At 62.8% G+C, this 13,426-nt stretch carries 7 protein-coding genes; 6 read left to right on the top strand and 1 reads right to left on the bottom strand.

Annotated features, from left to right (window positions below; genetic code table 11):
- Positions 1–16: 16 nt before the first annotated feature.
- The 6 genes from AB8B31_RS21830 (at position 17) to trxA (ending at position 11,996) form a co-directional block, all read left to right on the top strand.
- The gene (locus AB8B31_RS21830; protein ID WP_131605758.1) at positions 17–2,602 is read left to right on the top strand and encodes a sensor histidine kinase; all 2,586 of its coding nucleotides are present in this window, start codon (positions 17–19) and stop codon (positions 2,600–2,602) included.
- Positions 2,599–4,116, top strand: a complete 1,518-nt coding sequence (gene tsaE / locus AB8B31_RS21825) for a tRNA (adenosine(37)-N6)-threonylcarbamoyltransferase complex ATPase subunit type 1 TsaE (RefSeq protein WP_130769226.1) — start codon at positions 2,599–2,601, stop codon at positions 4,114–4,116. Before AB8B31_RS21830 ends, tsaE begins: the two co-directional genes overlap by 4 nt.
- 13 nt (positions 4,117–4,129) lie before the next feature.
- Positions 4,130–4,861, top strand: a complete 732-nt coding sequence (locus AB8B31_RS21820; RefSeq protein WP_018448424.1) for a nucleotidyltransferase family protein — start codon at positions 4,130–4,132, stop codon at positions 4,859–4,861.
- A 3-nt stretch (positions 4,862–4,864) separates the two neighbouring features.
- Positions 4,865–8,056, top strand: a complete 3,192-nt coding sequence (gene addB, locus AB8B31_RS21815) for a double-strand break repair protein AddB (RefSeq protein WP_168298860.1) — start codon at positions 4,865–4,867, stop codon at positions 8,054–8,056.
- On the top strand, positions 8,049–11,600 hold the full coding sequence (gene addA, locus AB8B31_RS21810) for a double-strand break repair helicase AddA (protein ID WP_131605756.1): 3,552 nt from the start codon (positions 8,049–8,051) through the stop codon (positions 11,598–11,600). Before addB ends, addA begins: the two co-directional genes overlap by 8 nt.
- Before the next feature lie 75 nt (positions 11,601–11,675).
- Complete coding sequence (trxA, locus tag AB8B31_RS21805; RefSeq protein WP_008528748.1) at positions 11,676–11,996, top strand: thioredoxin; 321 nt, start codon at positions 11,676–11,678, stop codon at positions 11,994–11,996.
- Between the two features lie 70 nt (positions 11,997–12,066).
- Here the strand turns inward: trxA and AB8B31_RS21800 are convergent, their stop codons facing one another.
- Positions 12,067–13,419: a bifunctional folylpolyglutamate synthase/dihydrofolate synthase gene (locus AB8B31_RS21800; RefSeq protein ID WP_205921836.1), complete on the bottom strand. Its 1,353-nt coding sequence runs from the start codon at positions 13,417–13,419 to the stop codon at positions 12,067–12,069.
- Positions 13,420–13,426 lie beyond the last annotated feature (7 nt).

Below are 13,426 nucleotides of genomic sequence, written 5' to 3'. Positions count from 1 at the left end.
CGGAGACATACCGCGGATGTCGGAAATGAAAAGCAGCCTGCCCGGTCAGGCGGATGATGGCGCTCGCGCCGATCGCCGCCCGCTCATGGCAGGCCAAGGATATAAATCTGCAACGGCACACGAGGCCGCAAAGCAAGGGCACGGACCATTGGCGCGCTTCCTGAAAAGCTGCGCTGCCGGCACGGCGCTTGCCGCGCTGGCGCGGCCGGCTCTGGCGCAGGCGGAGCAGCAAGCGGCGGCTTCGGCTCACCTCTTCACATCCTCGCAGGTGATCGGTGTTTCCGTCGTCATCGGCGTCATATCGGCAGCACTGCTGTCGACGCTGTGGCTCGTGCGCCAGCGCGGCAACCTGGAAAACGAGAGCCGGGAAATCCGCTCGGCGCTCTCCGATGCCCAGCAGCGTATTTCGCAATACCAGGCTCTGATCGCCGACAAGAACCGGCGGATCGTCATCTGGGACGGCAATGCGCGCCCCGAACTGCTCGGCCAACTTCCACCTGAGACCGGCGCGCCGCAGGACGGCGAATTCCTGGCCTTCGGCCTGTGGCTGAAGTCACGTTCGGCTTCCGAGCTGGAAAAGGCGATCGACCGGCTGCGCGACGAGGCGCAGAGCTTCGACATGGTGGTCGAAACCATCCGCGACGAAATCCTCGAGGCGCAGGGCCGGGTTTCCGGCGGGCGGGCCTTCGTCCGTTTCGTGGCGCTCAACAATCTGCGCGCCGAGCTCGCAGAGCTCAGGATCGAGCGCGACCGGCTGATGACCTCGATCTCGGCCTTCCAGACCATGCTCGACGCGATCGACATGCCGGCCTGGCAGCGTGACCCGGTGGGCCGCCTCACCTGGGTCAACCAGGCTTATGGCGAGGCGGTCGAGGCGCGATCGCCGCAGCAGGCGATCAATGAAGGCCGCGAGATGTTGACGACCGTGGCGCGCGAACGCATTCGCGCGACGACGACGCCGGAATCGCCCTTCCACGACAAGATTTCGACGGTCGTTCACGGCAACCGCACTTTCTTCGACGTCGTCGACGTCAGGGTTCCCGGCGGCTCGGCCGGCATCGCGATCGATGTGTCCGACATAGAGGCAGTGCGCGCCGAGCTGGAACGGACGCTGAAGAGCCATGCCGAAACGCTCGACCATCTCGCCACGCCGGTTGCCATCTTCGACGGCGACCGCCGGCTGCAATTTTACAACCAGGCCTTCGTCGCGCTCTGGGAGCTGGATATCGCCTTCCTCGAAGGCCGACCTGACAATAGCGAGCTGCTCGAGCGGCTGCGGGCGGCCAAGAAGCTGCCGGACCAGCTCAACTGGAAAAGCTGGAAGGAAGCCGCACTTTCCGTTTATCGCGCGCTCGACACGCAATCCGATCTCTGGCACCTGCCGAACGGACAGACGTTGCGCGTCTTTGCAACCGCCCATCCGCAGGGCGGCGCCACTTGGGTGTTCGAAAACCTGACCGAGCAGGTCGATCTCGAAACGCGCTACAACACGCTGGTCAAGGTGCAGGGCGAAACGATCGACCATCTTTCCGAAGGTGTGGCGGTGTTCGGCCCTGATGGACGCATCCGCCTTTCGAACCCGGCCTTCCGCGCGCTCTGGGGAATCACCGAAACCGAAGCCAAGCCCGGCACCCATATCCGTGCGCTGGGCGAGGCCTGCGCGCCGTCCTATGACCGGCCGGATGGATGGAAGACCTTCGCGGAGCTGATCACCAGCTTCGACGACGAACGCCGCTCGGGTCAGGGAACGCTGGAACTCTTCTCCGGCCTCGTGCTCGACTACGCCGTCATTCCGCTGCCCAACGCGCAGACCATGCTGACCTTCGTCAACATGACGGACAGCGTGCGTGCCGAGCGCGCGCTGACCGAGAAGAACGAAGCACTGCGCAAGGCCGACGAGCTGAAGAACGACTTCGTCCAGCACGTTTCCTATGAACTGCGTTCGCCACTGACCAATATCATCGGCTTCACCGATCTCCTGCGCACGCCGGGTGTCGGGCCGCTGAACGAACGGCAGGCCGAATATATCGACCACATCTCGACCTCGTCCTCGGTTCTCTTGACGCTCGTCAACGATATCCTCGACCTTGCGACCGTCGACGCCGGCATCATGCGCCTCAACTATGCGGATATCGATCTCAACGACCTGCTCGACGACGTCTCGATGCAGATCGCCGATCGCCTGCACGAAAGCGGCGTGGCGCTTGAAATCACCGCACCCGCCTATCTCGGCTCGATCATTGCCGATCCGCAGCGGCTGAAGCAGATCCTTCTGAAGCTTCTTTCCAATGCGGCGAATTTCTCGCCCGAAGGCACCTCGATCTCGCTGGAATGCCATCGCGAAGGCACGGATTTCGTCTTCTCCGTCAGCGATCGCGGCCCCGGCATCTCACCTGATATGATCGCGACCGTCTTCGACCGTTTTGCCACGGGGGCTAAAAGCGGTAAACGCGGCGGCGCCGGCCTCGGCCTCTCGATCGTCGACAGCTTCGTCAGTTTGCATCATGGCGACGTGACGATCGACAGCGAGCCGGGCAAGGGCACGACCGTCGTCTGCCGTATCCCCTCGGTCGATGTACCGCATTCCGCCGCCGCCGAATGACGACCAGCCATGCGATCTCGCTTTTCCTGAAAGACGAGGCGGCTACCATCCGCCTCGGCGAAGATCTGGCACTGGCCCTGAAGGCCGGCGATTGCCTTGCCCTTTCCGGCGATCTCGGCGCGGGGAAATCCTCGCTCGCCCGGGCGATCCTGCGCGCCATGGCCGATGATGAAGAGCTCGAGGTCCCGAGCCCGACCTTCACGCTGGTCCAGTCCTACGATCTGCGCATCCCCATTTCGCATTTCGATCTCTACCGGCTCGGCGATCCCGCCGAACTGACCGAACTCGGCTTCGACGAGGCTCTGCAGAACGGCATCTGTCTCGTCGAATGGCCGGAGATGGCGGAGAGCGAACTGCCCGTTCAGCGCATCGCGCTGACGCTGGAACATGAGGGCAACGGCCGGCGGGCGACAATCAGAGCCGCGGGCGCGCAAATTACACGCATCCGCCGTGTCCTGGCGATCCGCGATTTCCTTGACGCTGCAGGTTACCCCGAAGCGAAACGCCGCTTCCTGACCGGCGATGCCTCGCTGCGCGCCTATGAGGCGATCTATCCGAAGGCCGAAAACCAGCGCATCATCCTGATGGACTGGCCGCCTCTTGCCGAAGGCCCGCCGGTTCTCGACGGTAAACCCTATCCCAAAGTCGCGCATCTTGCCGAAAACGCCTATCCCTTCGTGGCGATCGCCGATGCGCTGCGCAAGGACGGCTTTGCGGCGCCCGAAGTCTATAAGGTGGATTATAACAAGGGTATCCTGCTGATCGAAGATCTCGGCAGTGACGGCGTGCTGGACGCCCATGGACAGCCTATTATCGAACGCTATCGCGAAAGCGTTGCCTGCCTGGCCAGACTGCACGCTCTGAAATTTCCGCACGACATCCCAGTTGGAAAGAGGCATGTCCATCATATTCCTGATTTCGACCGTACGGCGATGAAGATGGAGGTGCGGCTGGTGCTCGACTGGCACCTGCCCTGGAAGCGCCAGGGCGCACCCGCAACCGAAGCCGAACGCGCGGATTATCTGGCGATCTGGGATACACTCATCGACGAACTCGCAACGGCCGAGAAGAACCTGCTGCTGCGCGACTTCCACTCGCCGAATATCATCTGGAGACCGCATGCGAAGGGCGTCGAACGGATCGGCCTCATCGACTTCCAGGACGCCATGATCGGCCCCACGGCTTATGATCTCGCCTCGATCGTCCAGGATGCGCGCGTAACGATCGAGCCGGGCCTCTTCCGGCAACTGATGGATGATTATCTGGGGCTTCGCCGCGCACAGGGCGGTTTCGACGAAGCCGGCTTCATGAGGGCCTGGGCAATCATGTCGGCGCAGCGCAATTGCAAGCTTGCCGGTCTCTGGGTGCGCTTGTTGCAGCGCGACGGCAAGCCGGGCTATCTGAAACACATGCCGCGCACGCTTGCCTATCTGAACGTCGCGCTAGAGCATGAAACGCTTGCCCCCTTGCGCGATTGGTGCACAAGGGCTGGAATAGGCCAGAGCGAATCATAAGTTCCGGATCAGAATGACCATCAGACAAGCCATGGTACTGGCCGCGGGTCTCGGAACCCGCATGCGCCCGATCACCGATACGATCCCGAAGCCGCTGGTGAAGATCGACGGCAAGCCGATGATCGACTACGCGCTGGATTCACTGGTGGCGGCCGGCGTCGAACGGGCCGTCGTCAACGTCCACCACTTCGCCGATCAGATGCTCGACCATCTCAGGAACTACCGCGGCCTCGACATCATCATTTCCGACGAGCAGGACGCTCTGATGAATTCCGGCGGCGGGCTGGCGAAGGGCCTGACATTACTTAACCGCAACAATGTCTTCGTCATGAATGCCGATCTCTTCTGGATCGGCGAGCAGCCGGGGCGACCGACCAACCTGCAACGCTTAGCCGGATTCTTCGATAGTGAACGCATGGACATGGCGCTGCTTTGCGTTGGGATCGAGGATACGACAGGTCACAACGGCAAGAATGACTTCAGCCTCGCAACCGATGGCCGGCTGACGCGTTATCGCGACGATCCGTCCAATCCCGTTGTCTATGCCGGAGCGATCGTCATGAACCCGTCGCTGCTCGACGATGCACCGAAGGATGCCTTCAACCTCAATATCTATTTCGACAAGGCGATCGCGCGCGGACGGCTTTTCGGCATGGTGCTCGAAGGCCATTGGCTGACTGTGGGAACGCCGGAGGCAATCGGCGAGGCGGAGGAAACGATCCGCAGGTTGCGGGCGTTTGCCTGAGCCATGGCAGAGCGGCACCAGCCACGCATCCTGACAATCCCGGCGGGCCTCCCCTTCTTGAAAATGCTGGCGACGACGCTTTGCGATGGCCGACTGACGCCGCTTTTCCGGCACGAGGCCGATGATCCGCTGTCGCTCGCCAAGGTGACGATCTACCTGCCGACCCGGCGCGCCGTGCGTGTGCTGCGCTCGGAATTCGTCGACCTGCTCGGCGGCCGCTCAGCCATCCTGCCGGTCATCCGTCCACTCGGCGAAACCGACGACGATAGCGGCTATTTCGACGAGGTGCTGCCGGCAACGATCGATCTCGCCCAGCCGCTGTCGAATACCGCCCGTCTGCTGGAGCTGGCGCGCCTGATCCTTGCCTGGCGAAACAAGCTGCCGGAGATCGTCCGCCACATCCATTCGGACTCGCCGCTCGTTGCGCCGGCAAGTCCGGCGGATGCCATCTGGCTCGCCCGCAACCTTGCGGAGCTGATCGATTCCATCGAGACCGAGGATCTCGACTGGGCGGAACTGTCGAAACTCGACACCGGCGACTATGCCGCCTGGTGGCAGCTGACGGCGGAATTTCTGCAGATCGCCAGCGCATTCTGGCCGGAGCGGCTGTCCGAACTCGGCAAATCCTCGCCGGCACGGCACAGAAACGCCATTCTCCGGGCCGAAGCAAGCCGGCTTTCGGCGACGAAACCCACCGGACCGATCATCATCGCCGGTTCGACAGGGTCCGTTCCCGCCACCGCCGACCTCATCGCCGCCGTCGCCCATCTGCCGGAAGGCGTGATCGTGCTTCCCGGTCTCGATCTCTCCATGCCCGAGAAGCACTGGCAGATGGTCGCGCCGGAACCGGCGCCCGGCCAACATGCCAATCCGGCAAGCCGGAGCCACTCGCAATATGGCCTGTCGTCGCTGCTTAAGCGGCTGAAGCTGACACGGGCCGACGTCATGCTCCTCGATAGGTCGGAGGCTGATCTCGACCGGCGCGCCGAAATCCTGTCGCGGGCACTTGCGCCGGCGGAGGCGACCAGCGACTGGGGAGCATGGAAGAACGACCTGCCGGCAGGCGCGCTGTCTTCGGCCTTCTCCGATGTCTCGCTGATCGAAGCCGCCAATGAGCGCGAGGAAGCAACCGCAATTGCCATCGCACTCCGGCTGGCGTTGGAAAGACCTGGACAGGATGGTGAAAGCCGGGCGGCACTCATCACTCCGGACCGCAATCTCGCGCGGCGGGTGATGGCCGAGCTTTCCCGCTTCGGCATCCTCGCCGATGATTCGGCGGGCACGCCACTTTCGGCCATGCCGCAGGGCACCTTGCTGCAATTGTTGCTGGAGGCAGCGCTGCGGCCGGGTGATCCAGTGGCGATCATCTCGTTGCTCAAACATCCGCTTGCCCGCTTCGGGCTGGAACGCGACGCCTTGATTTCCGCTACCGAGGCGCTCGAGCTGCTGGCGCTGCGCGGCGGCGTGGCAGAGGTTGATATCAGCACGCTGGAACCGCTGCTCACTCACCAACTTGCCGAACAGGCCCTGGATAGGCATGCGCCGCAATGGCGAAAAGCGCTTTCGCCTGAGGCCGCCGACGGCGCATACGGCCTCGCCCGGCGGGTCGCACAAGCGACCGAGCCGCTGGCTTCGGCGCTGATCCGGCACCGGCCGGAAGATCGCGGAAGAACAGTGCGCTTCACATTGTCCGAATGGGCGGAGCGCACCGGCCGTTCGCTTGAGGCGGTCGCGGTCGATCCGCAAGGCAATCTCGCCGATCTCTGGTCTGGTGAAGCAGGAGATGCACTCGCTGCCCTGCTCGGTGAAGTGATCGACACGGACGGCCAGATGGAGGCCGACGGGCCGCAATGGATCGACATCATGGCAGCCCTTGCCGCCGGTCATGCGGTGAAGCCGCGGGCGCTCAGCCATCCCAGGCTCTTCATCTTCGGCACGCTGGAAGCCCGACTGCAGAGCGTCGATACGTTGATACTCGGCGGCCTGAACGAAGGCACCTGGCCGGGGCAGACCGCCAACAATCCCTTCATTCCGCGAATGATGAAGACGGAGATCGGCCTGGAGCCGCCGGAGCGGCGCATCGGCCAGCTGGCGCATGATTTCGAGATGGCAAACGGCACGCGCCATCTGATCTATGCGCGCGCGCTGCGCCAAGGTTCGACGCCGACCGTCGCCTCGCGTTGGCTGCAGCGGCTGCTGGCGCTCGGCGGAGAGGCGTTCGAAGCGGAATTGAAGGGACGCGGCAACCGGTTTCTCCAATGGGCCGGTCTCATTGATCGGGGAGATGGTCAGGCGCCGGCGCTGCGACCTTCGCCGAAACCGCCGCTGGCCCTGCAACCAAAATCCTATTCCTTCAGCGAAGTCGGCCGGCTGCGCCGTGATCCCTATGCCATCTATGCCCGCCGTGTGCTGCGGCTCGACCCCGTCGACCCGTTCAATCGCGATCCAGGGGCGGCCGAACGCGGAACGCTCTACCACAAGATCATCGACCGGTTCATTCGCGAGGCTCACATCGCCGGCACGCCGGATGCGGCAGCGGCCATGGAGCGCATCCTTTCCGAGCTTTTCGACATGGAGCAGCTGCCGCCGCATATCGATGCCGTGTGGCGGCCGCGCTTTCGCGCGGTGGCCGGCGTCTTCCTCGAATGGGAGGCCGGACGGCGACATGGCATCCGGAAAACGCTGACGGAAGTGCGGGGCGGCATGGAGCTGGAGGCGATCAATATCCGGCTCACCGGCGTCGCAGACCGGATCGACGTCACCGGACCGAACGCCGCCGATATCATCGACTACAAGACCGGCTACAATCCCTCGCCGGCACAGGCACGCGTGCTTCTCGATCCGCAGCTTGCGCTCGAAGCGGCCGCCTTGAGCGCCGGCGCCTTCCGCGATGCCGGCAGCCTCGTGCCGCAGGACCTTCTCTATGTGCGTCTGCGTCCAGGTAGCCGCTTCCAGGTCGATACGGTCAACAACGAGAGCTCTGCCCGCAGCGACAAGGCGAAATCGGCGATGAATCTCGCGGCCGAATCGATCGATCAGCTGGTCAAATTCGTGGGGTTGCTGCAATCCAACGAAAGGGGTTTTACCTCCCGGCTGATCCCGGCCCAGCAATTCGATTTCGGCGGCGACTACGATCATCTTGCCCGCGTCTCCGAATGGTCGACGGCCGAAACCGAAGAGGGCGGTGATGAGTGATGTGACCGCCCTTCCCAACGACGACGATCCGGGCGCGTGGATCGGCTGGACGACGATCCAGCAGGCGATTGCCTCTGATCCGCTGCGTTCGGCATGGGTCTCAGCCAATGCCGGTTCCGGCAAGACGCATGTCCTGACACAGCGCGTCATCCGGCTGCTGCTTGCTGGTGCGCGGCCTTCCGCCATTTTATGCCTCACCTATACCAAGGCCGCGGCGTCCGAAATGTCGAACCGCGTCTTCGAACGGCTGGCGGAATGGGTGGTGCTTGACGATGAAGACCTCGGCCGGCGGATCACGCAGATCGAGGGTACGGCTCCCGACGGACTGAAGCTCGCCGAAGCTCGCCGGCTGTTTGCCAAGGCGCTGGAGACACCCGGCGGACTGAAGATCCAGACGATCCATGCCTTTTGCGAGGCGCTGCTGCATCAGTTCCCGCTGGAAGCCAACGTTGCCGGACATTTCTCGGTTCTCGACGATCGCGCGGCGGTGGCACTGCTTTCCGATGCGCGCCGGGCGCTGCTGACGGCAACAGCGCCGGAGGAAGACAGCGCGCTTGCCGAGGCATTCGCCTATGTGCTCAATCTCGGCGACGAATCCGGACTGGAGAACCTGCTCGGCGACATCGTCGCCAACCGCAACGCCATTCGTCGTTTCACGGCGACGGCTGAACAGCAGGGCGGTGTGGAGAAGGTCCTGCGCAAGAGGCTGGGTCTCGCCGCTGGTGACACCGAAAGCCGGATCGCAGCGCAATATTGGCCTTTGCCGGAGCTTTCGGGCGGCACGCTGGAGCTTTATCTCTCGCTTGCCGACCAGAAGGGCGGTGCGAAGGCGCAGGAGGTTGCCTACGGCCTCAGGCTCGCTGGGCGGGAGCGCGATGAGGCAAGGCGCGCTGAGTTTCTCGAGAAAATCTTTCTGACCGTGAAGGGCGAGCCCAAGGCGGACTCGCAATTCTTCGTCAAGGCCATGCTTGCCGAGGCACCGCAGCTGGCGAGCGCCATCGCCATTGCCCGCGCGCATGTCGCAACAAGCCGCGACCGGCTGAAACTGATGCGGATGTACGGCGCCACACATGCAGCACTCGTGCTCGCCGACCGGCTGAATCACGACTATGAGGAGTTGAAGAAGCAGCGCAGCCAGCTCGATTTCGAGGACCTGATCACCCGCACCGCCGACCTGCTAACGAAAAGTGGCGTCGGCCCCTGGATCCACTACAAGCTCGATCGAGGCATCGATCATATCCTCGTCGACGAGGCGCAGGATACCAGCCCGATCCAGTGGAGCGTCATCCAGTCGCTCGCCGAAGATTTCTTCTCCGGCGAAAGCGCCCGGCCGATCGTGCGCACCCTCTTTGCCGTCGGCGACGAAAAGCAGTCGATCTATTCCTTCCAGGGGGCGCGGCCTGAGCGTTTTTCCGAGGAGAGCGACCGGACGCGGCGGCGCGTTTCCGACAGCGGGCAGAGCTTTTCCTCGGTGCGGCTGCCGCTTTCCTTCCGCTCGACTGCCGACGTGCTCGAGGCCGTCGACCACATTTTCAAGGCACCCGACAACGCGCGCGGCCTGAGCGCGCTCGGCGAACCGGTCGTGCATCGTTCCAGCCGCATCGGACATCCCGGCGCTGTCGACCTCTGGGAGATGGTCGCGCCGGAAGCCGTGGTGAAGGAGGAAGACTGGACGGCGCCCTTCGACGCGACGCCGGAAAGCGCGCCGGCCGCAATCCTCGCGCGGCGGATCGCCCATTCGATCGGCACGCTCGTCGGCCGCGAAACGATCGTCGACAAAGGTAAGGAGCGCCTGATCGAGGCCGGCGACATCCTGGTGCTGGTGCGCAAGCGCGACGCCTTCGTCAATGCGTTGACGCGGGCGCTGAAACGCCGCGGCGATATTCCGGTCGCCGGTGCGGACAGGCTGGTGCTGACCAGCCATATCGCCGTGCAGGATCTGCTGGCGCTCGGTCGTTTCCTGCTTCTGCCGGAAGACGACCTGTCGCTCGCCGCCGTGCTCAAGAGCCCGCTTTTCGATCTCTCCGAAGACGACATCTTTGCGATCGCCGCATTGCGCGGCGACAATCAGAGCGTCTGGAGCCATCTCAAAAGCTTCGCCGCCGACGGCACCGAACGTTTCCGTGCTGCCGTCGAGAGGCTGGAGCTGTTTCTCCGGCAATCCAGGAGCCTGTCGGTCCATGATTTCTATGCGCGCGTGCTGGGTAGTTATGGCGGACGGCGGCAATTCCTTGCCCGTCTCGGCACCGAGGTCAGCGATATTCTCGACGAATTCCTGACCTTCACGCTCGACCACGAGAGCTCCGGTCTTCCCGGTCTGCAATCCTTCATCTCGACGCTGGAGCTCGAAGCACCCGTGATGAAACGCGAGCAGGATAAGGGGCGCAACGAGGTGCGGATCATGACGGTGCATGCCTCCAAGGGTCTTGAAGCACCGATCGTTTTCCTCGTCGACGGCGGTTCGAAGGCCTTCACCCATACCCATCTGCCGAAGCTTCGCCTGATCGAGACCGGCCCCGACGAGCCGTCGATGCCCGTCTGGGTTCCTGTCTCCGATCTCGCCAATTCGCTGACCCAGGACGATGCGGCGCGTATCCAGATGCTGGCGGAAGAAGAATATCGCCGGCTGCTCTATGTCGCCATGACGCGCGCGGCCGACCGGCTGGTCGTCTGCGGCTATCGTGGCGTGCGGGTGAACAACGACACCTGGCATATGATGATTTCGACGGCACTGCACGACGACCATCCGCATGTGGAGGCGACCACATTCTCCGGCCCCGATGGTGAATGGCCGGGCATCAAATGGCGCGTGCCGCGGGTAGAACGAAGCTTCGAGCGTACCGATCGCAACGAAGAGCGCGACAGCGAGGAGACCTTGCCGGACGGCCTGTTGCGGCCATTGCCGCCGCAGGCTGAGCTGCCTCGGCCGCTCAGCCCTTCCGGTGCCGGGACGATCGTCGATGAAGACGAGGGCAGTCTGCTCGTCATTTCGCCGCTGTTCGGCGAGAAGGAGCGCAGCGATCGTTCACTGGAGAAGGGCAGGCTGATCCATCGCATGCTGCAGGCGCTTCCCGAAATTCCACTTGGCGAACGGCCTGATGCGGCAAGCCGCTATGCAGAACGAGCGGCGCGATTCTGGCCGGAAGCGGAACGGCGCAAGCTTGTCGATTCGGTTCTGAAACTATTGGACGAGGAGGGTCTGCAGGTCGTCCTCGGTGCGCAGGCCCAGCCAGAGGTCTCGATCATGGGAACATTGACGCTGGAAGACAGGCGCTATGCTGTCTCCGGCCGTATCGATCGGCTTGCCGTCCTTACCGATCGCGTCGTCATTCTCGACTACAAGACCAATCGGGTGCCGCCGACAACAGAAGAGACCATCCCCTTCGCGCACCGGGCGCAGCTGGCGATCTATCGCGAGATCCTGGCGCCGCTCTATCCTGAGAAGCGTATCGATTGCATGCTTGTCTATACCGAGAACGCCTCGCTCTTCACACTGAGCGAAAAGGCGCTCGGTTTGGCGCTTGCAGCGGTCAAGACAAAGTGAAATACCGGACATTGAAAATTCGGCACCGCACCATCACATGTGGTTCAACACCCAATTCGGTTAAAGGAGCAGCCCATGGCTACCGTGAAAGTCGATATCAATAACTTCCAGTCAGAAGTTCTGGAATCCGCAGAACCCGTCGTCGTCGATTTCTGGGCTGAATGGTGCGGCCCGTGCAAGATGATTGCTCCGAGCCTCGAAGAAATCGCCGTCGAGATGGAAGGCAAGGTCAAGGTGGCCAAGCTGAATATCGATGAGAACCCGGAACTCGCTGCACAGTTCGGTGTGCGCTCCATTCCCACGCTTGCGATCTTCAAGGGCGGCGAAGTTGCCGACATCTCGGTTGGCGCAAAGCCGAAGACGGCCCTTTCGAACTGGATTTCGAACGCTGCCTGATTGATATCATCAATTTGCATCACAATGAAAAAAGCCCGGTTCGACCGGGCTTTTTTTCATCTTACCGCCTTCATTTCGGGGGCGTGCCGTTGTCGGCGAGGACATCGCCGACAAGATAGAGAGAGCCGCCGACCAAAATGCGCGGCGGCAAAGCCTCTGGATCGAGAACGGCTTTTATTGCTTCCAGCGCATCGCCGACCGTCAACATCGGTTCGGCAACCAAACCGGCATCATAAGCGGCATTCGACAATATCACGGGGTCGATCATCGCTTCGCTGCCGCGGATCGGCACGCAGAAAACTTTCTCGACCAGGCCGGTAAAGGCCTTGAAATAGCCGACCGGATCCTTGGTGTTGATCATGCCGGTAATCAGGAAAAGCGGCCGAGACTGGCGTTCCTCGAAATTGGCCATGGCTTCGGCGATCACCTCGCCTGCACCGGGATTGTGTCCGCCATCGATCCAGATCTCGGCGCCGGCGGGCGCATGCGACAGCAGCCGGCCCTCGCTCAGACGCTGCAGCCGGCCCGGCCATTCGACCGAACTCATCGCCTTTTCCATCATCGTCTCGGTGACCGTGAAACCCGCCGCCTTGACGGCACGAATGGCGGCGGCGGCATTGGCATATTGATGCCGGCCGGGAAGGCGCGGCAGCGGCAGGTCGGCAAGCCCGAATTCGTCCTGGTAGACGAGCCGGCCATATTCCTCATGCGCCATGAAATCCTGCCCGAAGACCGCGCTCGGGCAATGCAGCCGCTCGGCCGTCGACATCAGCACGTCGAGTGCTGCGTCATATTCCTGATGACCGATGACAACGGGAAATCCCGGCTTCATGATGCCGGCCTTTTCGGCTGCGATCAGCTCGACCCTGTCGCCGAGATAGGGCTGGTGATCCAGCGAAATCGGCATGATGACCGAGACGCCCGGATCGGAAATGACATTCGTGGCGTCGAACCGGCCGCCGAGACCGACTTCGATGATCGCGGCATCGGCCGGATGTTCGGAAAACAGGATGAAGGTGACCGCAGTCAGGATTTCGAAGACGGTAATGTGTTGTCCTGCATTGGCATCGGCCACGCGACGCACGGCCTCGGCAAAAACGGCGTCGTCCACAAGCTGCCCGCGTCCGCCCTTGACGCCAATGCGATAACGCTCGTGCCAATTGACGAGATGCGGCGAGGTGTGGACATGGGCGCTGTAGCCGCCGGCTTCGAGCAGGGCGCGGCAGAAGGCGGTGACAGACCCCTTGCCATTGGTGCCGGCGACATGGATCACCGGCGGCAGCTTCCTGTGCGGATTGCCGAGCACATCGAGAAGGCGAGTGATGCGATCGAGAGACAGATCAAAGCCCTTGGGATGCAATCCCATAAGCTTGTCGATCTCCTGTGCTGCCTCACTCACCGCGGTTTGGCCTCTGGGTATCAATTCGGCA

The sequence above is a fragment of the Rhizobium sp. 62_C5_N11_2 genome, from assembly GCF_051811185.1.
Classification (GTDB): domain Bacteria; phylum Pseudomonadota; class Alphaproteobacteria; order Rhizobiales; family Rhizobiaceae; genus Rhizobium; species Rhizobium leguminosarum.
The sequence above is the reverse complement of the archived record's forward strand: the minus strand, read 5'-3'. Positions and strand labels throughout refer to the sequence as shown.